This is a genomic window from Halolamina sediminis, from assembly GCF_001282785.1.
GTDB classification, from domain to species: domain Archaea; phylum Halobacteriota; class Halobacteria; order Halobacteriales; family Haloferacaceae; genus Halolamina; species Halolamina sediminis.
Map to the genome: position 1 here is coordinate 873,906 of NZ_CVUA01000001.1, position 22,404 is coordinate 896,309.

Annotated in this window: 22 protein-coding genes and 1 tRNA gene; 9 read left to right on the top strand and 14 right to left on the bottom strand. The window is 64.6% G+C overall.

Translation table 11 applies throughout. From position 1 onward, the window contains the following. Window positions 1–53: 53 nt before the first annotated feature. Together BN1959_RS04445 and BN1959_RS04450 are read left to right on the top strand one after the other, a co-directional pair. The gene (locus tag BN1959_RS04445; protein WP_053947508.1) at window positions 54–983 is read left to right on the top strand and encodes a DMT family transporter; all 930 of its coding nucleotides are present in this window, start codon (window positions 54–56) and stop codon (window positions 981–983) included. A 43-nt stretch (window positions 984–1,026) separates the two neighbouring features. Then, window positions 1,027–1,461, top strand: coding sequence for a MaoC family dehydratase (locus BN1959_RS04450; protein ID WP_053947509.1), 435 nt, complete (start codon window positions 1,027–1,029; stop codon window positions 1,459–1,461). Window positions 1,462–1,476: 15 nt separating this feature from the next. Here the strand turns inward: BN1959_RS04450 and BN1959_RS04455 are convergent, their stop codons facing one another. Together BN1959_RS04455 and BN1959_RS04460 are read right to left on the bottom strand one after the other, a co-directional pair. Continuing rightward, window positions 1,477–2,307, bottom strand: coding sequence for an RNA methyltransferase (locus BN1959_RS04455; RefSeq protein ID WP_053947510.1), 831 nt, complete (start codon window positions 2,305–2,307; stop codon window positions 1,477–1,479). Further along, window positions 2,304–2,882 carry a hypothetical protein gene (locus BN1959_RS04460; RefSeq protein ID WP_053947511.1) on the bottom strand — a complete coding sequence of 193 codons (579 nt, stop codon included), beginning with the start codon at window positions 2,880–2,882 and terminating at the stop codon, window positions 2,304–2,306. Before BN1959_RS04460 ends, BN1959_RS04455 begins: the two co-directional genes overlap by 4 nt. Window positions 2,883–2,973: 91 nt before the next feature. On the opposite strand from BN1959_RS04460, the gene BN1959_RS04465 reads away from it, so the two are divergent. After that, a complete protein-coding gene (locus tag BN1959_RS04465; protein ID WP_053947512.1) occupies window positions 2,974–3,414 on the top strand; it encodes an acyl-CoA thioesterase in 441 nt (146 codons plus the stop codon). 67 nt (window positions 3,415–3,481) lie between these two features. Here the strand turns inward: BN1959_RS04465 and BN1959_RS04470 are convergent, their stop codons facing one another. From BN1959_RS04470 to BN1959_RS04485, 4 genes are all read right to left on the bottom strand, one after another. After that, complete coding sequence (locus BN1959_RS04470) at window positions 3,482–5,656, bottom strand: hybrid sensor histidine kinase/response regulator (protein WP_053947513.1); 2,175 nt, start codon at window positions 5,654–5,656, stop codon at window positions 3,482–3,484. 127 nt (window positions 5,657–5,783) lie between these two features. Next, window positions 5,784–6,518 carry a hypothetical protein gene (locus BN1959_RS04475; RefSeq protein WP_053947514.1) on the bottom strand — a complete coding sequence of 245 codons (735 nt, stop codon included), beginning with the start codon at window positions 6,516–6,518 and terminating at the stop codon, window positions 5,784–5,786. Window positions 6,519–6,556: 38 nt separating this feature from the next. Beyond that, window positions 6,557–7,309, bottom strand: a complete 753-nt coding sequence (locus tag BN1959_RS04480) for a CPBP family intramembrane glutamic endopeptidase (RefSeq protein ID WP_053947515.1) — start codon at window positions 7,307–7,309, stop codon at window positions 6,557–6,559. A gap of 218 nt (window positions 7,310–7,527) precedes the next feature. Then, complete coding sequence (locus tag BN1959_RS04485) at window positions 7,528–8,313, bottom strand: TrmB family transcriptional regulator (RefSeq protein WP_053947516.1); 786 nt, start codon at window positions 8,311–8,313, stop codon at window positions 7,528–7,530. A 200-nt stretch (window positions 8,314–8,513) separates the two neighbouring features. Between BN1959_RS04485 and BN1959_RS04490 the strand changes: the two genes are divergently transcribed. Further along, window positions 8,514–8,846 carry a DMT family transporter gene (locus BN1959_RS04490; RefSeq protein WP_053947517.1) on the top strand — a complete coding sequence of 111 codons (333 nt, stop codon included), beginning with the start codon at window positions 8,514–8,516 and terminating at the stop codon, window positions 8,844–8,846. A gap of 78 nt (window positions 8,847–8,924) precedes the next feature. Here the strand turns inward: BN1959_RS04490 and BN1959_RS04495 are convergent, their stop codons facing one another. Further along, window positions 8,925–10,505 carry an ABC transporter permease gene (locus tag BN1959_RS04495; protein ID WP_053947518.1) on the bottom strand — a complete coding sequence of 527 codons (1,581 nt, stop codon included), beginning with the start codon at window positions 10,503–10,505 and terminating at the stop codon, window positions 8,925–8,927. Continuing rightward, window positions 10,502–11,458: an ABC transporter ATP-binding protein gene (locus BN1959_RS04500; RefSeq protein ID WP_079978598.1), complete on the bottom strand. Its 957-nt coding sequence runs from the start codon at window positions 11,456–11,458 to the stop codon at window positions 10,502–10,504. Before BN1959_RS04500 ends, BN1959_RS04495 begins: the two co-directional genes overlap by 4 nt. 445 nt (window positions 11,459–11,903) lie before the next feature. Here BN1959_RS04500 and BN1959_RS04505 point away from each other — a divergent pair, with 445 nt between their 5' ends. Continuing rightward, window positions 11,904–12,926, top strand: coding sequence for a tyrosine-type recombinase/integrase (locus BN1959_RS04505; protein WP_053947519.1), 1,023 nt, complete (start codon window positions 11,904–11,906; stop codon window positions 12,924–12,926). 520 nt (window positions 12,927–13,446) lie between these two features. Continuing rightward, window positions 13,447–13,641: a hypothetical protein gene (locus BN1959_RS04510; RefSeq protein WP_053949313.1), complete on the top strand. Its 195-nt coding sequence runs from the start codon at window positions 13,447–13,449 to the stop codon at window positions 13,639–13,641. Window positions 13,642–13,855: 214 nt separating this feature from the next. Here the strand turns inward: BN1959_RS04510 and BN1959_RS04515 are convergent, their stop codons facing one another. From BN1959_RS04515 to BN1959_RS04520, 3 genes are all read right to left on the bottom strand, one after another. Further along, window positions 13,856–14,287: a hypothetical protein gene (locus BN1959_RS04515; protein ID WP_154018218.1), complete on the bottom strand. Its 432-nt coding sequence runs from the start codon at window positions 14,285–14,287 to the stop codon at window positions 13,856–13,858. A 999-nt stretch (window positions 14,288–15,286) separates the two neighbouring features. Further along, window positions 15,287–17,212 (bottom strand): hypothetical protein, encoded by a 1,926-nt coding sequence (locus BN1959_RS14320; RefSeq protein WP_079978599.1) that lies wholly within the window; start codon window positions 17,210–17,212, stop codon window positions 15,287–15,289. Window positions 17,213–17,764: 552 nt separating this feature from the next. Next, a tRNA-Lys gene (locus tag BN1959_RS04520) sits at window positions 17,765–17,838 on the bottom strand. A gap of 99 nt (window positions 17,839–17,937) precedes the next feature. Between BN1959_RS04520 and BN1959_RS04525 the strand changes: the two genes are divergently transcribed. Further along, complete coding sequence (locus tag BN1959_RS04525; RefSeq protein ID WP_053947521.1) at window positions 17,938–19,389, top strand: DHH family phosphoesterase; 1,452 nt, start codon at window positions 17,938–17,940, stop codon at window positions 19,387–19,389. Between the two features lie 71 nt (window positions 19,390–19,460). On the opposite strand, the gene BN1959_RS04530 is transcribed toward BN1959_RS04525, so the two are convergent. Further along, a complete protein-coding gene (locus BN1959_RS04530) occupies window positions 19,461–19,751 on the bottom strand; it encodes a PRC-barrel domain-containing protein (protein WP_053947522.1) in 291 nt (96 codons plus the stop codon). Window positions 19,752–19,800: 49 nt separating this feature from the next. Then, window positions 19,801–20,076 (bottom strand): hypothetical protein, encoded by a 276-nt coding sequence (locus tag BN1959_RS04535; RefSeq protein ID WP_053947523.1) that lies wholly within the window; start codon window positions 20,074–20,076, stop codon window positions 19,801–19,803. A 107-nt stretch (window positions 20,077–20,183) separates the two neighbouring features. Here BN1959_RS04535 and BN1959_RS04540 point away from each other — a divergent pair, with 107 nt between their 5' ends. Continuing rightward, window positions 20,184–20,930, top strand: coding sequence for a proteasome assembly chaperone family protein (locus BN1959_RS04540; protein ID WP_053947524.1), 747 nt, complete (start codon window positions 20,184–20,186; stop codon window positions 20,928–20,930). Between the two features lie 43 nt (window positions 20,931–20,973). Further along, window positions 20,974–21,261, top strand: coding sequence for a hypothetical protein (locus BN1959_RS04545; RefSeq protein ID WP_053947525.1), 288 nt, complete (start codon window positions 20,974–20,976; stop codon window positions 21,259–21,261). Window positions 21,262–21,265: 4 nt separating this feature from the next. Here the strand turns inward: BN1959_RS04545 and BN1959_RS04550 are convergent, their stop codons facing one another. Then, window positions 21,266–22,384 (bottom strand): pyridoxal phosphate-dependent aminotransferase, encoded by a 1,119-nt coding sequence (locus BN1959_RS04550; RefSeq protein ID WP_053947526.1) that lies wholly within the window; start codon window positions 22,382–22,384, stop codon window positions 21,266–21,268. Between the last annotated feature and the right edge of the window lie 20 nt (window positions 22,385–22,404).

Here is a 22,404-nt window from a genome sequence, read left to right on the forward strand (position 1 = left end):
ATACGAATATGAATGCAATTCGCTGGAGTCGTGGCCAACTTCTGGCCGCTCTGTTGTTCGTTTCCCTCGCGTCGATCTGGGGCGGCTCGTTCGTCGCCATCGAGATGGGGCTCGGTTCGGTGCCGCCGCTGTGGTTCGCGGGGCTGCGGTATCTCCTCGCCGGCGCGGTGATCTCTGGCGTCGCCGCCGCCACCGGCCGGTTCCGACCGAAGGATCGGTCGGAGTGGCTCTCGATCGCGCTCGTCGGCAGCTTCGTCGTCGCCGGCTACCACGGCCTACTCTACCTCGGGACGGCGGTGATCTCCGGGTCGATCTCCTCGGTGATCGTCAGCCTCTCGCCGGTGCTCACGACCGTCGCCGCCGGCGCGATGCTGGCCGACGAGTCGCCCGGCGTCGTCGACGGCCTCGGCCTCCTGGTCGGCCTCGCCGGTGTCGTCGTGATCGCGAACCCCGGCGGGAGCTCGGTGCCGCTCTCTGGGGTCGCGCTGGTGTTCGTCGGCGTCGCGCTGTTCGCGACGGGCTCGGTCGGGCTGCGCGCGCTGGATTCGGGGCTCCCGGCAGCGTCGCTGCAGGGCTGGGCGATGCTGCTCGGCTCGACGATGCTTGTCGGCGGCGCCGTCCTCCGCGGCGAGTCGTTCCCGACCGGCGTCGCCAGCGGCGAGTCGGCGCTGCCGTTCCTCTACCTGGTGTTCGGCGCCGCCGTCGTCGGCTACCTGATCTACTTCGACCTGCTCTCTCGGATCGGGCCGGTCCGGGTGAACTACGTCGCCTACCTCGAACCCGTGACCGCGGCGATGGCCGCGTGGGCGGTGCTCGGGCGCGCGCCGACGGCGACGACCGCGGCGGGGTTCCTGCTCGTCGCGGCCGGTTTCGCGCTCGCGACCACCGACGATCCGCTCGACCGACTCGGGCTTCGCTCCGAGGAGATCGTCCAAAGTGACCTCTCGGACAACGGCAGCGTCGAAGTCCACTACGCGGACTGACGAGCGCCGGAACACCCAACACCACGCCGGCTGAACGGCCGCTGTGACCACCTACTTCGACGACCTGACCGTCGGCGACACCGACGAGTTCGGCACGTACGACGTGACCGAAGAGGAGATTCTGGAGTTCGCCGGACAGTACGACCCGCAGCCGTTCCACACAGATCCGGCCGCTGCGGCCGAGACGATCTACGGCGGCCTCATCGCCTCGGGCTGGCACACCTGCGCGATGACGATGCGGCTGCTCGTCGACGGCCACTTCGACGACAGCGCGGCGATGGGCGCGAAAGGCGTCGAGGAACTGCGTTTCCCGCGGCCGGTCCGGCCGGGGGACTCGCTCTCGGTCCGGACAGAAGTGCTGGAGAAGACGGTCGATGGCCAGGACCGCGGAACCGTCCGGGTTCACTCGGAGACGGTAACGGAAAACGACGAGTTGGTGCTCTCGATGACCAGCGAGGTGATGTACGCCCGACGGTGACGTTCGAACCGCGCCTCAGCGCCGCAGTTCGTCTTCCTCGTCGAGTTCGTCGAGCAGCTCCTTCCGTTCCTCGAGCTGGTCGGTCGCGCGCCGGAGCACGCCAAGCAGCGTGGTGACCTCGCGGTCGGTCGGCTTTACCCGGCCCAGCAGCCGGCGGAACATCCGCTCGGTCTTCTCGTGTTTGTGCTCGCGGTGGCCCATCGCGGTCAGGAACTCGTCCCAGTAGTCGTGCAGCCGCTCGACCTCGTCGGGCCCCGCGCGGTGTGGCTCGGTGTCGGGCAGTTGGGTGCCGTCAAGCGTGAGCTTTCGGAGCTCGTACAGGGTGACGGTCGCCGACTGCCCGAGGTTCATCACGGGGTACGCCTCGCTCGCGGGGATCGAGGCGACCTGATCCAGCCGTTCGAGCTCGTCGTTCGCGAGCCCCTTGTCTTCGCGGCCGAACACGAGCGCGACGGGGGCGTCGACGTCGCGGAGTTCGTCGACGAGATCGACGGGCGTGCTGTAGGGAAACCGGACGTGCTTGCGGCTGTCCTCGCCCGTGATCGCGGTGAAGCCGACCGTGTGGTAGTTCGCACACAGCTCGTCGAACGTGAGCTCCTCGGCGCCGGGGAGCACGTCCTGCCGGGCGTGGCCCGCAAATCCGTACGCCTCGCCGTCGGGCTCGATCTCGGGCGGATCGATCAACAGCAGGTCCTCGACACCGAAGTTCTTCATCGCCCGGGCGATGGTGCCGACGTTCCCGGGGGTCTGGGCGTCGACGATACAGACCGAGATGTCGGGCCCGCCCTCGCTGCCGGCCGCCCCGCTCCCCGTCTCGGCGTCGTCGGACCGCTCTCCCTCGCTCATCCGCTCCCGGGGTAGTCGGTGTCCAGATCCAGATCAGACACGTCGAGCTCCTCGCTCTCCTCCTCGTCGCTCTCTGGCGCCCGCAGGTCGTAGCGCTTCTCCTCGAACTCGACGGACTGCTCCAGCCGGCGCTGGGCCTCCTCGGGGGTCGGGAGGTTCGGCAGCTCGCCCGGCGACTCCTCGACGTGCTCGTCGGGGCCGTACCCCTCGGGGGCGCGGTTGTCGGCGACGAACCACTCGTGGAACTCGTCGCGGAACCGCTCCTCGCCCGCGAGCTCGCTGCCGCCTTCCTCGCGGAACCAGTAGAGGAAGTCCGCCTCGTGTTCGTTACACAGCAGCACCTCGTCCCCGGGTTCGCCGTAGACGATCGCCGCGGGGTTGGCGCGCCGCTTCGCTTCCTCGCCGTGTTCGAGGTAGCAGGCGTCGCAGGGCTGATCCATCAACAGGCCGAGACGCAGGAGCCGGTTCCGGGCGTCGTCGGGCATGTCGTCAAGCGGCGCCCACTCCCCGTCGTCGGTGAACACCTCTTCCTCGTCGAACCGCCAGCCGCGAAGGCCGACGCTCACTTTCGCCATTACCGTGCGTTCCCGCTACGCGGGCAAAAAGGGCGCGCTCCCGGTCCGGGGCGGCGCACACTCTCTTTACCCTGCCCGCCGAAACACGCCCGTGCCCGACCTGCTCGACACGTACATCGAGAACCGCGAGCGCGTCCAGCCGACCGACGCCAACAACTACGGGACGGCCCACGGGGGGTTCGTCACCAAGTGGATGGACGAGGTGGGCGCGCTCTCGGCGATGCGCTTCGCGGGCGAGAGCTGCGTCACCGCCTCGATCGACCAGATGTCCTTCGAACGCCCGATTCCCGTCGGCGACACCGCCGTGATCCGGGCGTACGTCTACGATGCGGGGCGAACGAGCGTCCACGTCAAGCTCGAAGCCGACCGGGAGGCGCCCCGAACCGGCGAGCGCGAGCAGACCACCGAGTCCTACTTCGTGTTCGTCGCCGTCGACGACGAGGGGACGCCTCAGCCCGTGCCGGAGCTCACGACCGGGAGCGAACGCGGTGAGCGGCTCCGAAAACGGGCACTGGACGGCCGCAACGACTGACCAGAAACCCGGTCACGGCTCGCCGATGGCGGGCGGATAGACACGTGGACCGGGAGGAGAACGGCCGTCAGACCGACTCCACGTCACTGATCTCGAAGCGCGCGCCGCCGGCGTCGCTCTCCGTTACCGAGATCTCCCAGCCGTGCGCGACGGCTAGCTGCTTGACGCTCGCCAGCCCGACCCCGTGTTCGCCCTCCTTCACCGTGGTACCGATCTCGAACACGTCGTCGCGCTCCGCCTCGGGGATGCCGGGCCCGTTGTCGGCGACGTAGAACCCCTTCGGGAGGTCGCCGACGGTGACAGTCACCGTTCCCTCGCCGTGTTCGATGGCGTTCTTGAGGAGGTTCTCGAGCAGGCGTGTCAGCGCGCCCTCGTCGGCGTGGATCGTCCGGTCGGTCTCGACGGCGAGCGTCGCCCCCGCAGTCTCGAGGGCGTCCCACGCCGAGCGACTCGCCGCCCCGAGGTCGACCGCGGTCACGTCGGTCACGAGTTCGCCCTCCCGCATCACGCCCGCGAGGTTGCCGATGAGCTCGTCGAGGCGGTCCAGCGCCGCCTCGGCCTGTTCGAGATGGTCGGTCTCGCCGCTGTCGCGGGCGAGTTCGAGCCGCCCGCGGACGACGTTCAGCGGCGTCCGGAGGTCGTGTGAGAGCACGCTGGCGAACTCGTCGAACTGCGCTAGCTGTCGTCTCAGCCGGCGCTCGCGCCGCTGGCGGTCCCGGATGTCCCGCCCGATCCCGGCGACGTAGACGTTCCCGTCGTCGTCGACGATCCGCCGTTTCCGGAACTCGAAGGGGACAGTGTCGCCGTCTTTGGTCAGGATCGGCGCCTCCGTCGTCGCCGACCCGGTCTCGAGGGCGCGTTCGATATCCGACTCCACGCGCGGGCGTACCTCCGGCGAAAACAGTTCCAGCGGCGACATCGAGAGCAACTCCTCGCGGCTGTACCCGGTCACGGTCGCCTGCTCGCCGACCCGCACGATGTTGCCCTCGGGGTCGAACAGGTAGAACACGTCGTCGAGCACGTCGAGCGCGTAGTCGAGCAGGTCCTTCGGCACGTCGGGCGAACGGGCGCGCTCGTGGCGCTCGGTCGTGTCCCGGATCACCTTGAGGAACCCCTGGTGGGTCCCGTCGTCGTCGAACACGGCGGTGATGAGCGCTTTCGCCCAGAACCGCGACCCGTCCTTCCGGACCCGCCACCCCTCGTCCTGTACCGACCCCTCGGCCAGCGCCGTCTCCAAGAGCTCGTCTGGGTAGCCGATCTCGGCTTTCGCCTCGGGGTAGAACACCGAGAAGTGGCGGCCGAGAATCTCCTCGCTCTCGTACCCACTGAGCCGCTCGGCGCCGCGGTTCCAGCTCGTGACGAACCCCTCGGTGTCGAGCGAGAAGATGGCGTACACCTCGACGGCGTCGATGAACTGTTCGAAGCGTCGGCGCTCCCGTTCGAGCGACCGCTCGACCTCCTTCTCCTCGGTGATGTCCTGTACCAGACAGAGCAGGGTTCCGTCGTCGGTGTAGGTGAGCGCGTGGTCGACGACCAGTCGCTCGCCGTTCTTTCGCTGCTGGACGCTCTCGCCGCTCCAGCGGTCGTTCTCCGGCACCGACGGCAGGATATCCTCGTGGATCTGCTCGACGTGGTCCTCGGGGTAGAGGATCTCCCAGTGCTCGCCGACCATCTCCGCGCGGTCGTAGCCGTACACCTCCGCGTAGGCGGCGTTGACGTACTGGAACGTCCCCTCCTCGTCGAGGAACGCGATCCCCTCGCGGGCGGTCTCGATCGCCGAGAACCCCCGCTCGACCTCTCGGGTCGCGTAGTGCTGCTCGACGGCGTTCTCGACGCGGTGGGCGAGCACGGTGTACTGGTCGGTGCCGCGCTCCTTCTGGAGGTAGTCGGTGACGCCGGCGGAGATGGCGTCGCTGGCGATCTCCTCGCTCCCCTTCCCGGTGAACAGGATGAACGGCACGTCGAGCTCTCGCTCCCGGACCGTCTCGAGGAACTCGAGCCCGTCGCGACCCGGCATCTCGTAGTCACTGACGATACAGTCGACGGCGGCGTCGTCGAGCCGTTCGAGCGCGTCGTCGACGTTCGTCTCCGTGAGGACCTCGAGTGCCCGGCTCTCCCGTTCCAGGTAGATCGACACCAGTTCGGAGAAATCGGGATCGTCGTCGACGTGGAGCACCGTGATCGCGCGCTGCGCTGGCTCCTCCCGGCCGCTGTAGCGCTGCGCCTCTGTCGACGGATGCATGAACAACTGTTGGAGAACGAGCGGCATAACCGTGGGGGAGTAATCCCGCATCTCGGCGCCGCGTGACACGTTTATGTTTGCCGAATGTAATTTCCGCGGAGGGTGACCGACGCGGCGGCGATCGGAGCTATAGTTCGGTCCAGAACCGTCGGACAGTGTCGGCAGGCCTGACAAGCGCTTGGCGGACGTTGGCGGCGACCCCTTCCGGGTCGGCGACGACCCGGCGTGTGGCGGGCAGGACGCCGTGTTTGAGGCTCTCCAGGAGTTTGATTGAGAGCCCGCCGAACGCGGGCACAACTCCAACGATCGCCGGCAGCGCCCACAGCAGCGTGAGCCGCGACAGCGCCTCGACCCCGAGAAACGTGTCTGGGACCCACAGTAGGGCGGCCGGAAGGAACAGCCACGCGGCGAGTCGCAGCAGTCGGTTCGCGCGTCGGCTCCACCGGCTCGTGTCGTCGTGTTCGCGCTCGAAGCGCTCGCGGCGCTCGGCCTCGGTCTCGAAGTCGAGCCGTGCGAGCGAGGCGGTGTCAGTCGGGCTCCCGGCGGCGACCGTCGCCCGCGTGTCGGCCCGGTCGACGATGCGGTCCCGGTCCAGTCCGCGTACTTCGGCGAGTCGGTCGAGCAGCACACGGCCGTCGGCGAGCGCCGTCACCAACGTCTCGTCGTCGATGCCCTCGACTGCGCGGGCGAACTGCTCGTCGGGGTAGTCGTTGAGCCGACTCAGGTCGCAGACGCCCGCGGCGAGTCGCTCGCGGATGCGACGCTCGTCCCGGCTTCGGCTGTCGTCGTCGAGGTCGTCGAACTCGTTTTCGATTCGCCGTCGCTGGGTCTTCGTGAGGAGGGACGCGGAGTCCGCAGGCATACCCACCCCCTGCAGACGTGTCACCTTATCTTCGTTGCTCACAGCCCGAGCAGCGCCCCGACCGGGATCGTCCACGAGATCGCGTGTGCGGCGACGGTGACCGCGAGGTTGTCGGTTCGTTCGTACGCGAATCCCCACACGACGCCCGGGACACACGCCCTCACGCCCCACCGAACCGCCCCGACGATCCCCGTTCCGGGGGTGAGGAAGCCGACGAGCAGGTGCATCAGCCCGAACAGGGCACCGGCGAGGAGCACGCGCTCCCGCGTCGAGAACGCTTCGCGAAGCCGGCCGTGGATCAGGCCGCGGTACACCAGCTCCTCCGCGGGCGCGGCGAACAGGTACAGTCCGACGAACAGCGCCGGCACGGCGGCGGGGTGTTCGTACAGCGCGAACGCCTCGCCGTGGCTCCCCGTCGGGCCCATCCCGACCGCCGCGAGCGCCGCCCCCGCGAGCGTCGAGAGCAGCGGCACGGCGACGATCACGGCGACCACCCACGCGACGTCCGGCAGCGTCGGCCAGCGCACCCGAACGTACCGACCGAGGTCGTCGCGCGTCCACAGGTACAGCACTGCGAACGCGGCGAACCCCAACTGGATCTTGTGACCGCCGAACTGGTCGCCCGCGACGGTGCCGGCGAGGCCGAGGCCGGCGAGCACGGCGTCGAGCGGGAAGAGGATGAGCCCGACCACCCCCGCCGCGAGCCCGCCGAGACAGACCCCCAGCGCTCCGACCGCGGCCCGCGGTCGACCGTCACTGGCCGACAGGCCGAGACGATCGATACCGGTCATGGGTTGCAGACGAGACGGCGCAGACTGATCAGATCGTGTCGCTTCATTCCGACTCCGGCTCGTCGCGGCGTGACGAAAAAGGGGGGAGACAGTTTACGGCTGGTACGCCGATAGCGGGGAATAATGGACGTTTTAGGCCGCAAATGCGGCGTATCGTCGGGACGGCCGGAACGGGGGCTAGGGGCGTGGTATCTCGATACCGCGGTCGCGGCGTGGCGCTACCGCTCCTCAGAGAGCGGGACTGCCCTCTTCCAGAGCTCTTCGAAGTGGCGCGCGAACGTATCGACGACAGCACCGTCCCGGACAGCGACGACGCCGAGTCGGTCACCGTCCGCCAGCGGATGCGGCACGTCGACTGTCGCGGTCGCGTCGTCGAGCACGTCGAAGGAGAGGTTGAGCTCCGGCAGCACGCGGACGGCGTCGTCCGCGCCGAAGCGCTCGAACGTGGAAGCCGGAACTGCGTCGAGCGCCCGTTCGCTGAGGAGGAGCGAGAGTCGAACGTCCGACTCGGCGCCGGCGAAGAACGCGTCCACCTCCCGTTCGAGCGTCTCCCACGACGCTTGCTCGTACGGCGGCCCGACGACCGCCTTCACCGACGACGTGGCCGTCCCCATGTGCTCCCGAAGCGCCGTCTGCATCTCCTCGCTCCCGAGCGAGCCGAGCCAGACGTGCCCCTCGGCCGGCCGACTCGGGAGGAGGTTCGACCGGACGCTCGCGGCGACCTCGCGGTACCGCGCCCACTCCTCCCGGAGTTCGACTGCCCGCTCGGCCAGAAGCGTCGACACGGCCGTCTCCGGATCGACCGCGGCGTACCGCGCTGGCTCCGTCGATTGGGACCGGACGAGCCGGCGTGTTTCGAGGGCGGCCAGCACGTCGTAGATCCGACCTCTGGGGACGCCGCTGGCGTCCGAGAGGTCGGCTGCGGTCGTCGCGCCGGTGACGAGCAGCGTCCGGTACGCCTGCTCCTCGTAGCTGGAGAGGCCGAGTTCGGTGAGTTCCGTCATGTTGGGGAAGCGGGGGCGAGACGCCGCACCGACGGTGCGACGCGGCCGACTCGGTGGCCACGTCGAGCGCCGTCGGCGGCGCGTCCATCGGCGTCGATCGGGACGGAGGTGGACGCGAGCGCGAATATATCCCCGGGAATCCGCTGCAAGTGACACCCCGTTTCAGAACGCCCATCGCCGGCGACGAGCCAGCCCCGCCCATGCACCCGTACGTCGCGCTCGCCGGTGCGATCCTCTCCGAACTGGTCGGGACAACGGCGCTCAAACTCTCCGAGGGGTTCACCGAGCCCGTGCCGAGTCTGGGCGTCGTCGTCGGCTACGGCCTCGCGTTCTACCTCGTGTCGCTGGCGCTCGAAGAGCTCCCGATCGGGGTCGTGTACGGGACGTGGGCCGCCCTCGGCGTTGTCGGCGTCGCGGCGATCGGCGCTATCGTGTTCGAGGAGCCGGTCGATCTCGCCGGCGTCGTCGGCCTCCTCCTCATCGTCGCCGGCGTCTACTGCGTGAACGTCGTCTCCGAGATGGCGGCCCACTAGCTCCCGTGCGCGCCGCCCGTCCCGTCGCGATCCTGCTTCTGCTCGTCCGGTGTGACTCACCTCGACGACGGGGAGCGGTCACCCCCGGATCTGCCGGCGGCGTCCGACGACTGCGGCGAGCAGGAGGAGCGCCGTCGCGACAGCCACCCGCAGCGGCGTCCCTTGCGCCACCGACTCGGGGTGTGCGGCGACGAAATCCAGCGCGTACACGCCGTTCATCGGGCCGAAGTACCACAGCGTTAGGAACAGCACTTCGAACGCCCGAGGCGTGTCGAGCCAGATCCCGCCGGCGAGGGCGAGGGCGGGAACGAACAGCGCGCCGACGAGCACTGCTCCGGCGTCCGCGAGCATCCCCGACGCCGCCAGCGAGCCGAGGACCCCCGCTGCGGGCACGAGCGCGACGACGACGCCGGCGAGGTAGACCGCGCCGAACTGCCCCAACGGGTACGGCGCGGTAAACACGAGTTCGGCGGTCCGGTGCCGTCGCTCGCGAACGCCCAGCCCCGCCCAGACGGGGAGCCCGAGCAGCCACGCGACCGGCAGGACGAAGCCCCGAGCCGGGCCGATCGGTGCCAGCGCCCCGGCGACGACACAGCCCGCGATTCCGAGGTACCACCACCAGCGCTGGCCGCGCAGCGCCATCCGAAGCTCCGCGCCGAGGAGACGCAGCTGCGGCAGCGGCCTCGGCGTCGGTTCGACGGCCGTGAGGGCGGTGTCCGGCGTGACGGCCGTCTCCGTTCGGCTCGTCTCGGCGCCGTCGTCCGCCGACTCGTCGTCGCTGGTGAGCGTCCCGAACGTGCGATCGAACAGGCTGGGCGACCGCTCGAAGCGGTCGAACGCGACGACCGCGAGGCCGAACGCGAGCGCGGCGGCCGCAAGCGTCGGCGCCCGGCTGAGGAGTTCGGCGGCCCCCCACTCGACGCCGTTCCACGTGAACGTCGTCACGCTCCCCGGGTCGCCGGTGAACGCGAACGAGCGGCTCTCCAGCCCCGTGGAGTCACCGCCCGCCGCCCTGACCATGCTGTTTCGCACGACGGCGAGCCCGGTCGGCCCGTAGGGGGCGCTCGTGGAGAGCGACATGACGGTGAACAGCGTCATCGACCCGAAGAAGTAGAGCACGGAGCCCGCCGTCCCGCGGAGCGGGTGGACCGTCTCGGCGAGCACGGCGGCGGCGGCGACGAACGCCATCGCCGGCAGCGTCAGCACGACGAACGGCGAGACGATCGCCCAGAGGTCGAACGCGCCGGTGCCGTGGAGCGCGTAGCCGGCGATCGTCGCCAGCACGAGCAGCGCCGTCACGACCGCGAGAAGCGACACGTAGCCCAGCCACCGGCCGGCGAGATACGTCGCGTCCCGGATCGGTGAGGTCGCGACGAGTTCGCCGACGGCCGTCTCGCGGTCCCGGGTTATCGCTCCCCGGATCAGCGAGAAGCCGAACACGAACAGGAGGAACGTCCCCATCACCGCGACCATCCCGCCGAACCACGCGGCGTTCTGGACACCGGTGTACTCGGTGGCGACGACCAGGTACGTCTGCTCGGAGGTGAGCGTCTGGGCCAACCACGCGACCAGCAATGGGACGACGAGGTACTTCGGCGAACGGAGCCGCTGGCGCAGGTCCGCGAGCGCGACGTGGATCACTGCACGGCCGACGCTCACGACAGATCACCGGTCGTCGCCGCGTCGTCTCCCCCGAGCAGGTCGAGATACGCCTCTTCGAGGGTGGGCTCGACGGCCGCCGCGTTCGCGGGCGGGTCCGCAGTCACCACACGCGCGTGGACGCCGTCGCTACGCCGCATCGTCGTACTGACGAGGTACTCCGTCTTGAGCGACTGGAGGTCGTCGCGGCTGACGACGACCTCCCAGACCCGGCCCGAGACGTCGGCGAGCAGCCGCTCGGGCGTCGTATGCGCCCGCAGGCGGCCCTCGTCGAGGACGGCGACCTCGCTGGCCGTCGACTCCACGTCGGAGGCGATATGCGTCGAGAGGACGACGACGCGGTCGTCGCCGAGCGAGGAGAGCACGTTCCGGAAGCGCACGCGCTCGGCGGGGTCGAGGCCTACCGTCGGTTCGTCGACGACGAGGAGCTCCGGGTCGGTCAGCAGCGCCTGTGCGATCCCGACGCGCTGGCGCATCCCGCCGGAGAACCCACCGAGCCGCCGGTCACGGGCGTCGGTCAGGTTCGTGAGTTCGAGGAGCTCGTCGATCCGCTCGCGGGATCGGGAGCCGTCGAGGCCCCGGATGGCCGCGAGGTACGAGAGGAACTCCTCGGCAGTGAGGTCCGGGTAGACGCCGAACTCTTGGGGGAGGTAGCCGACCCGCTCGCGGACGGCGTTCGGCGATTCGACCACGTCCGTCCCGTCGAAGGTGACGGCTCCCTCGGTCGGTTGGAGGTACGTCGTGAGGATACGCATCAGCGTCGACTTCCCGGCGCCGTTCGGCCCGAGGAGGCCGATCACGCCCGGGCCGAGGTCGAGGGAGACGTCTCGAACGCCCCACACGTCGCCGTACTGCTTCCCGACGCCGTCGAGTCTGAGTCGCGTGTCACCGTCGCGTTCTCCGGGGGGTCGATCCGTCCCGACGCCTGTGGAGGGGGAGTCTGCGGGGTCCATCGTCCAAGCCGCGTGACTCCTCGTTATTAGCTGTTAACAACTCCCCTCGTGTCAGCCCACCGCCGAAGCATGGTCTGCGTTGGGAAAACGTAGAAGCCGGAAGGGATTTGAACTACAGTCGTTCCGCTACGCTCCACTCCCTAGTTCAAATCCTTCCGGTGATCGTTCCACACGCGACGCGGTCGACTCGCTGGCGATCGTCGGTGTTGCGTCGCCGAAAATGTCACGGGCCGGAAGGGATTGTGAACTACGCCGAGACTCGCTTCGCTCGTCTTGCCTTGTTCAAATCCCTTCCGCGACGCTCTCGGTTTCTCACGTTCGTTCGAAACACGAGAAGCGGGCCGGAAGGGATTTGAACCCTCGACGCCCTCCGGCGCTTTCAGCGCCTACGGGCAGGAGGATTACCGGGGTATCGCTGTTGGTGTGCTGAGCGCGAGGCCCACTAATGACGACCGAACTCCAACCCATCGAACCGCAGGAAGCGAAGGAATGGTATCTCGAAAACCGTCGCGGCGAATTGGCTGACGCCACCTACAAAGCCCACAAGTATCGGCTCTCTCCCTTCGTTGAGTGGTGCAATACCGAGGGAGACGTGACGAATATGAACGACCTCAGCGGTCGGCACTTCCACCGGTACAAGAAGTGGCGTCGGGAGAAAGGCGACTGTAACAAGGTCACGATGGCGACACAACTGAGTACGCTCAAGGTCTTCATCGACTTCTGCGAGGGAATCGACGCGGTTCGACCTAATCTGTCGGACTACATCGACCCGCCGACGATGAAGAACAAGGAGGACGTGAACGACGACTACGTTGACTCCGAAACTGCACAGGCAATCATCGAGTATCAACGGAACTTCAACTACTCTCAGCGGGAACACGTCATCTTCGAGCTACTGTGGCACACGGGGATGCGAAACGGCGCACTCCGCGCTATCGACCTCGATGACTACGACAACAACGAACGCACGCTTGAAGTCCATCACCGACCGGACGAAGACACTCCGTTGAAGAACGGGAAAGAAGGCGAGCGTGTCGTCTCTCTCAAGCCGAAGGTCAACCAAATCGTGCAGGACTATATCGACCATCATCGGTTTGCCAAGGCTGACGAATTCGGTCGTGAACCACTCCTAACAACCCGTCAGGGGCGTATCTCGAAGACCTCTATTCGAAGTAACTGCTACCGCACTACCCGCCCGTGTGATTACGGCCTTGACTGTCCACATGACCGCGACACCGAGGAATGTGATGCCGCAAATTCCTACCACGCGGCGTCGAAGTGTCCATCCTCTCACGCCTCGCACTCCCTGCGAAAAGGTGCGATTACCTACGCCCGCCGTAGTGAAGTCCCGATTGAGGCTGTCTCTGAACGGATGGACGTGAGTGCAGATGTGCTGAAGAAGCACTACGACAAACGGACGAAGGAACAGGAAATGAAGAATCGCCGAGGACACTTCGACAACATCTAACGCCGAGGACAAACGCATAGAGCGGGAGTCCACCTCCTCGATGCTGTGAATCCTTTTCGGAACTCCCCTATTGGGTAGTATAGCCAACCTTCCGAAAGAAGTGGAACAACACATCGAGCGAGTGGGAACCAAAACCCACCCTCGATGCAGTATTCCCCTATGTGAACCTACTCGGGTAGTTCCCTCCGTCCGTCTTCCACACAAGACCAGCAGGGGAAGTCGTCGCGGAGGTCGTCGCAGTCACACTCCTCAGGTTTCGCTTCATTGAGGGTGGGTGAATGCTCTGTAACTGCACCGCCGTCAGCTCGAAGTTTGTCTTCCAACGTTTGCACGGTGGTTTCCTCGGCGTCAACCGTGGGGTTTCGTAGTCAACTGCGGCTTGTAGAACGACAGGGCCGCCGACTGACGCGAGAGCAACCTTGTGTTTGCAGTCGTAGTCCTCCCGGAAGCGGTCGGCCTTACAGCCGCACTCAGCGGGAACGACGACGCCGTCGCGGTCTTCGACGCCGACGATGTACGAGTGGTCATTGACGGCGGAGAGAACGTCGATGAAGACCTCCGCTACCAAGCCATCTCCCGAGTCCGGCGGAAGATCGACGACGAACTCACGACCGACGTGGAGGTACTACGGGAGAATCATCCCGAACTGTACGAGGAGCTAAGGCAGGTAGTGTGCGACCCGGAGGGAATCAACACATCGAGCGAAGGAGAGTGAACAACCGACTCAATGCAGTACTCCCCACCGGTTAGAACATTGACCGACCGCACGTGAGCGCGTAATAAGTGACCCCGCTACGGAATTTTTGACTGAGAGTCAGGGTTTTCACCAATTGGTTTGGAGTGGAACATCCGATAAGTTGAGTTGCGTATTCAGCACCGAACCCGGAGGATTATTTGTGAGGATGGTTGCCTCAAGTATCGGGTGCAGGCTACCCCTCCTCCAGTAGCTCAATATCGACAGCTGTTATATCAGGAATGGTTTGTTCGGTGTTGAGCCCACCTTCATACGTGTAAATACCGTCATAGATACCCCATGCTTCGATAATGTCGTCTTGTAAGAATCTATCACCATCCCACCGAATCAGGACGTCATCCTCGTATTGTTCGGGTTTTAGATACACACGGAACGCGAAACCTTCGTCTTCGTCCCCCAACACTTGGACGATCTGCCCTCGGGGAATGTGAATTTCCTCACCCTCGTATTGATCCTCATTTCGCATTAAATCGTCGTACGGGATCTCCTCCGCGTTAGCTTTCACCTCCTCCGGTTCTAATTCCTCTCCTCCCCCGCCACCGGAACAGCCAGCTAACCCTGCTGTCGTTACAGCTGATAGTCCAATAAAGAATTCACGTCGATCCATGTTTGAAAACAGTTAGCGGAGAGATATGAAGTTGATGCCGGTATCGGCGTGGCCGGTCACTTGTATCCACCTTCGGGGTGTCACACCGTCCCTCATAGTTTTCACACAGTACTGAGTGCATCCTCTGCATAAAGCAATCTCAAAATGCTTGGATAGATGTTAGAACAGCACCAAAAAGAGAGATAACTAACGCTATAAAATTCGCTTTCACTAATTTCAAAAACAGGTTTTCAACGCAAATACGAGGTCCTTTGCCATCACCCATTGCTATACCTCCAGATATTAGCCCGTCTGGTGTAATATAGGTATAACTCTCCGACTCATTGTGAAATCTATGTAACTTCAACCAAGTCATGAATACACTACTTGTTAAAATAAAATACATGACTACGATACCTATCCAAAACGGTAAGGTATTGACTGGTGGCATACTGTTCCGATTTTACACTAAGCGTTGATGGTGATATACCTTAACAATCACTTCTAACTCAGCGAGCTATGTCCTGCTCGTCGCTTTATAACGATAAAAGAGTAGCGGGCAACAGATTACTAAGTCCATAAATGATATAGCTGTACTTACCGAAGACCGAGAGAACAACGTAGTCGTCGCCGCCTCAATGAAGTGAATTTTCGGGGTGTTCCCACTCGCCTAAGCGGCCAAAATTCAGGAGGTACGGGAATCGGGAAGCAGGGGGTATGGATGACCACTCAACCCATCAATTTGCTTGCTGTTCATCTTCTCGAGGATTGACCGGGGATTCATCACGGGACGAATGAACTACGTGAGAGGCTCGCTACTCCCTCAGGGGAACAATGCATTGAGTGGGAGAGGAGTCCAACTCCCTCAATGAAGAGTTTCGTCCAGCTAAAGAACGGGCGGGTTGCTTCGCTCCCCGCCAAGGTTCTCTCCCGCTCAATGCATTGGAACGCTCCGAGTACAACTCCCACAGGTCATTGGGTAATCCACATAAGGACTCTAATGTGGGACACCCAACGACCTCACAAACCGAACACCACAAACATCCCGAACTCACCTCCACACCATTCCCACTCAGTTGCTCCCTGATACCCTGTCCCCGCAGACTTGGTGACATTGTTTTGGCGTTCCATTTCATCGAGCCAATCGATGATGTATGACTTGTCGCTCCCTGTTTCGTCGGAGATTATCTTTGGCGTACACCCTGACGGATTCCGCTTCAACACTCGCACGAACTCTTTTCGCTTCTTGGTGGCTCTCCGGTAGTTTGTCTCAATCTTCTCGTCAACAAGCTGCTGTGGAATCGCGTCAGACCAAACGTACACGGTCGCACCGGAGTTGGGGTCGTCAGGATTCCGTGCGTATCTCCCTACGGCTTGCGCAAGGTTGTTCTCCCGAACTGACGCCAGAAATTCCATCGCAACATCTGCATCCGGGCCAACGAATCCCCGATTTGTTTCCCGCTTTGTTTCCCCGGACTCCGTCACTATATGTTTCGGCTGAGCAATCTTCCCACAGAGCGCAAGGAAGTCCAAGATACTCTCGTCACCGGGGTCGATACATCCGAGAATTGTACCAACAGATTCGTCTGAGAAGTCGTTGCGGCTTTTCTGCTCGCCGTAGTGCATCGTCATTGGCTCCTCGATACTTGCCCCGGCCATCATCCGGGTAACGTCATCTTCGACGCTGTCCGGCGCGATACATGACTGAAACTCCTCTCCGTGCAACGTACGAATCTTCTGGATGACTGCTTTGCCACGCGATTCGCCAGCTCCCCTTCCCCATCCATTGGTGTAGGAACGAGTATCATCCCCAATCTGCTTGACAACCAATCCACGCTCATTCCGTCGCCACCATTTTCGTTCGCCACGGTACAGAGGCTTTACGAGTGAAAGGTCATCTACGGTGTTGACACGCCACCGCATCTCGGAGGGAAATGCGTCAAGACCGACGACACAACGAGCTTCCGAGAGGTCTGGTGTATGCTGAACGTGCCGGATTTCACCATCCGACGCCATCACCACCTCAACTTGGCCATCCTGTCCGTAGTACCGGTCTGCACATCTCTCCTCGGCGTCGAGAAGGGCACGTCCAATTGATGGAGCCAGTCGATGGGTCTCCTTTCTCGTGAACAGCAGTTCCGATGTGATCTCCTCCTCGAAGTACGGAGCGAGTAGCGATTGCTTCTTTGTATCGCCACGAACGACGGCGTATCTGAGGTCAAGCATCGCGAGTTCATCGTCTGAACGGTGTTCGAGCAAATTGGTTATCGACCGCTGGAATTGCATACGCTCAGGATCTGAAAAGGTGAGTCCGTACTCCGGGCGTTCATCGTAGATGATGTTCGCCCCCTCAATGAGGTCGTCCACATGAGCGAAATTCGCGGTTGTGTGCAGTACGTCATACTCCGGCTCCTCATCGTCGTCGTTTGCTATACCCCACCATTGAGTGACGGCGTCGCAATACGGCTCACAAGGGAGGTCACATTGTTGACCCAACGTTCTGTGTGCCTTCTGGAACGTATTGTTCCGTACGTTGCACATCCAGTCGAACCAATCTGAGGGGCAAAGACCATCCGGTGCAGTCAACTCGTCGTCGTAGTCACCAGCGGCGACAGGACAAGTATCAGTCCGGCCATGCAGTACGCAACATTCTACGCCGGGTTCGTTCTCGCTCTGTCGAATCGCATCGTCTCGCGCTTCCTTCGTCTGATGAATGTGGATGACGGGGTTGCCACCAGTAACCTCGGGATAGTCTCGCCACCGAGTAGTTGCGATTTGGTAGGTTTTCCCGAGAGAGGTGGGGGCGTCGATGAGCGTGTTTTTGCCTGCTTCGAGCGCCGAGAATAGGGCATCTTCGAGCCGATCACGGGCTTCACCGGTAGTTACTCTGGTTTGTTCTTTCGGTTCGTCGGAGCTGACGCTCTTCGAAATGGATTCTGTCGTCATTGTTGAATTGGCCGCAGAAGTCTCTCGATGTACTCTCCTCCTCCATGCGGTGAATCCGCTAAGTGTAACCCGATAGTTACGACTGGTCGGTTGGAGAGTCCCGCGAGAATCTGCCTCTACTCTACAAACAACGTCCATCGATATAGTGCTACCGAAATCCGCAAGACAGCGTTGGATTTTGTGGGATTTTTTGAAAGAGGTCTTGGGTGGTCTAACCCCCGGAGTTGCTCCCGGAGATGAGTCCAAGAACGTGGTGCTACTCCATTCCGAACTTCTTGTGGCGAACCTACTGCTACCAACGACCGATTGCGTGCCGAGATGCTCTTGAATCCTGCAACAGATTCCGCGCGCGCTCAATGCGGTGAACTCGATGGTGTCGGTGTCAGCCGGCGACGGCTAAGGAACAATCCCGGTATAGCGTCGAGCCTCGCCACATACGAAACGAACTGACGCCGATTTTGGGTGTGTTTCCGAACCTTATAGTGGGACTAACCCGTAGAAAGTAACAGCTTAGCCGCTAACAGTCTGACTCCGGTTCAGTCCTTCGGAAAACGGGCCGGAAGGGATTTGAACCCTCGACCGACGGATTAAGAGTCCGTCGCTCTCCCTAACTGAGCTACCGGCCCTCACAACCACCTCACGGCGGCCCGATAAAGAGGGTTTCCTTTTCGCCCCGAACCGAACGGTGGACCTTAAGTGTCGTCCCGCGGAAATCCCGGGTAGACATGAGCACCGGGGTCAGCATCTCCTCGATGTCGTCGTACGCCATCCTCGGCTGCGGGAGCGTCGGGCACGCCGTCGCCGAGTCGCTCGACGCCGAGGGGAAGGACGTCCTCATCCTCGACAAGGACGAAGACCGCGTCGAGGCGCTGCGGGATCAGGACCTCAACGCGGTCGTCCAAGACATCGCGACCCCCGGCGTCGTCGACGCCGTCGCGGACCGGAACGTGGTGCTGATCCTCGCCTCAGACGTGGAGGCCAACAAGGCCGCGGTGGAGGCGATCCGGGAGCGCAACGACGACCAGTTCCTCGTCGTCCGCGCGTCCGACCCCGTCAGCGGCGACGAGCTCCGCGAACTCGGCGCCGACGTGGTGATCAACCCCTCCGAGGTGATCGCCGACTCCGCGCTGCGAACGCTGGAGTCCGGCGAGATGGAGTACAAGGCGCGCCAGCTCGCGGAGATCCTCCGCAACGCCGACGGCGACCTCGCGATCCTGACCCACCACAGCCCGGATCCCGACTCGATCGCGAGCGCGGTCGCGCTGCGAGCCATCGCCGAGAGCTACGACGTCGACGCCGACATCCTCTACGACGGCGACATCGGCCACCAGGAGAACCGCGCGTTCGTAAACCTCCTCGGGATCGAGCTCACCGACCGCGACGACGCGCCCGCGCTCGAGTCCTACGGCGCGCTCGCGCTGGTCGACCACATGAAAAGCGGCGAGCTGGAGATCGAGGCGCCGATCGACGTGTTCATCGACCACTACGAGCCTGAAGAAGCGATCGACGCCAGCTTCGTGGACGTGCGCCCGAACGTCTCCTCGACGTCGACGATCCTGACGAAGTACATGCAGGAGTTCGACATCTCCCCGAGCGAGGCGGTCGCAACCGCGCTTCTGTACGGGATTCGGGCGGAGACGCTCGACTTCAAACGGGACACGACGCCCGCCGATCTCACCGCTGCCGCGTACCTCTACCCCTTCGCGGACCACGAGACGCTCGAACAGGTCGAGTCGCCGTCGATGTCGCCGGAGACGCTGGACGTGCTCGCCGAGGCGATCCAGAACCGGGAGGTCCAGGGGAGCCACCTCATCTCCAACGCGGGGTTCATTCGCGACCGTGACGCGCTCACACAGGCCGCCTCACACCTCCTCAATCTGGAGGGGATCACCACGACCGCGGTGTTCGGCATCGCCGAGGACACGATCTACCTCTCGGCGCGCTCGAAGGACATCCGGCTCAACATCGGGAAGGTGCTGCAGGACGCCTTCGGCGAGATCGGCGAGGCCGCGGGCCACTCCACCCAGGCCAGCGTCGAGATCCCGCTGGGCGTGTTCGGCGGAATCGAGACTACCGAGGAGAACCGCGACACGCTGCTCAGCCTCGCCGAGGAGGCGGTTCGCCGGAAGCTGTTCGAAGCGATGGGCGTCGAAGGCGAGGCGTCGAACGGCTCCTGAACTGCCCGGCCGCTGCTCCCCGTCGTTGTCCGGCCAAACTCGATCGTCGATAACTGCCGCCAGAACTGTGCTTACGCCAGCGTCTCCTCGGCTTCTTCGGGCCCGCGGAGGCGTTCGATGATGTCGTTGATGAGGATCACGTCGCCGACCGCACGCACCCAGCGGTAGGGGACCATCACACCCTTGCCGCCCTCGACGTTGCCCTTGAACAGCTCCTCGTTCAGCCCCGACAGCGCCAGCCCGGTCACCTGTTCGGCGCCGAGATCGAGGCGGACGTCCTCGACCTCGCCGACGAAGACCCCGTTGTTGGAGTAGACCTCCCGACCCACGAGCGCCGTGATCTCTTGGGAATCGACGTTCATACCGGGGTCGACGAACCGATGAACAATAATTCTTCGCTGTCGTGGGAAGCTACTCCCACTCGCCGACGTCCGAATCGAACTCCGCGATCTCCGGCTCGGCCGCCTCGATGATCTCCTCGGGCGTCTTGTCGTGTTCCTCCTCGATGTCCTCCGCGAGCGCCCCCGCACCTTCCGAGAGGACGTGTGCGATCACGGCGTCGTCGACGGTCGACTGTTTGAACTCGGAGATCTCCTCCATCCGGAAGATCGTCCGCCCGTCGACCGCGACCTCGTAGAAACCCTCCAGTCGCTGTGCCTCCGGCGGATCCTCGGGTGGACCAGTCATGCGTCCGTCACGAACGGCACCAGCCCTGCAAAAGTTTCGGATGGCGGAGCGCCGTGCCGCTTCGCGGCCGCCACAACACACTTGCGCCGAACGGCCCAACCATGCCCATGGTCGAGATCCGCGTAACCGACGACTCGGTCGACCCGACGGGTGCGACGCTGATCGAAGGGATGCCGGGCGTCGGGCTGGTCGGCAAGATCGCCACCGACCATCTGATCGACGAGCGTGAGATGCAGGAGTTCGCGAGCGTTCGCGGCGATGGGATCCCCCCGGTGACGGTGTTCGACGGCTCTGCCCGGAGCGTGAACTCACCGGTCCGGCTGTACATCGACGAGGAGGCAGAGCTCGTCGCGCTCCGGAGCGACGTGCCGGTCCACGTCATGGACGCGCCGCTGTTCGCGGAGCGACTCACCGACTGGATCGACGAGCACGACGTGCTCCCCATCTACCTCGGCGGGCTCGCCGCCGAGCGCGACGCCGACGAACTGCCGTCCGTCGAGGGGATCGGCGTCGGCGACGGGCAAGCCCACCTCGCCGATGCTGGGGTCGCGCCGCCGGACGACGGCGGGATGATCTCGGGCCCCTGCGGCGCGCTGCTGTTCGAGGCCGCCGACGCCGACGTAGAGGCCGTTGGGCTAATGGTCGATACCAACCCGCGGTTCCCGGACCCGCAGGGCTCCCACGCGCTGATCGAACAGGGGATCAACCCCATCGCTGGCGTCGATGCCGACACCGAGCGGCTGGTCGATCAGGCCGAGGAGATCATGGAACAGCGCAAGGAACTCGCCCAGAAGATGCAGCAGGCCGACCGGCACGAGGCCTCACAGGTCTCCCGGACCGGGATGTTCCAGTAGCGCTATCCGTAACACTGAGGCGGTCCCGGGCTGACTCGCCCCTATGGCGTCCCCGCTTGACTACGCAATTGTCGTCGCCTACCTCCTGATCCTCGTCGGTATCGCCGTCCAGTACCGCCGCGGCGCGCTCCCCCGCGACCGACTGCTCGTGCTCGTCGGCGCCTCTCTCACGTGGCTCTCCTACGGCGTCCTCCAGTTGACTCAGGACGGTCCCATCTCGACGGGGACCGGCCTCAACTACGTCGTGGACGGGGCGGCGGTACTACTGTTGATCGCCGGACTGTACGCGCTCTACCGGTGGTCGCGGGAGCGCAACGGCGACGCCGGGTAGGCGGCTACACCACGGCGTCGTACGCTTCCGCCATGATCGTCAGCGCCTCCTCCAGTTCCTCGGTGCTCGTCGCGTAGGAGACCCGGGCGTACCCCTCGCCGGCCGCGCCGAACGCCTCTCCCGGAACGACGACGACTCCACGGTCGATACACTCGTCGACGAACCCCTCGGGCACTTCCGGCATCACGTAGAACGCCCCCTCCGGGGCGGGGACGTCGAGGCCGATATCGGTCAGCCCGTCGACGATCAGGTCCCGGCGCTCCTCGAAGCTGTCCACCATCCCGTCCACCACGCCTTGGGGGCCGGAGAGTGCGGCCTCGGCGGCGTACTGGGCCGGCGCGGACGCACAGGCCTGTACGTACTGGTGGACACGCAGCATGCGCTCGATGCGCTCGGGCGCGGCCGCGACCCAGCCCAGCCGCCAGCCGGTCATCGAGTACGTCTTCGAGCAGGCGTCGACGAGGACGGTGTGCTCGGGCGCGAACTCCGCGGGCGAGCGGTGCTCGCCGTCGAAGACGATCCGGCCGTACACCTCGTCGGAGACACAGAGCAGGTCGTGTTCCTCGGCGATGCGGGCGAACTCCTTCACGTCCGCGAGCGGCGAGACCGCGCCGGTCGGGTTGCCCGGGCTGTTGACGACGAACGCCGCGGTGTCCTCGGTGATCGCGTCCTCGATGGCGGCCGGGTCGATGGTGAGGTCGTCGCGGACCGGCACCGGGATCGGCTCGGCGCCGGTCAGCTTCGTCAGCGCGTCGTACGCGACGAAGCCGGGGTCCGGAATGATCACCTCGTCGCCCGGGCCGACGTGCGCTTCCAGCGCGATGTGGAGCGCCTCGCTCCCCCCGGCGGTCGCGATGACCTGTTCGGGATCGTAGTCGAGGCCGAGATCACGTTCGTGCTTCGCGACGATCCCCTCACGGAGCTCGGGGATCCCCTTGTTGCCGGTGTAGGCGTCGGTCTTCCCGGCCTGGATCGCGTCGATGGCGCCCTGCCGGGCGTGATCGGGCGTCGGGAAGTCGGGCTGACCGAGCCCGAGGTTGATCGCGTCCTCGCCGGCAGCCTCGAACACTTCCCGGATGCCGGAGATGGAGATGCGCTCCACGCGGTCGGAGAACTGGGGCATACCTCCGAGGTTGGCGGGGA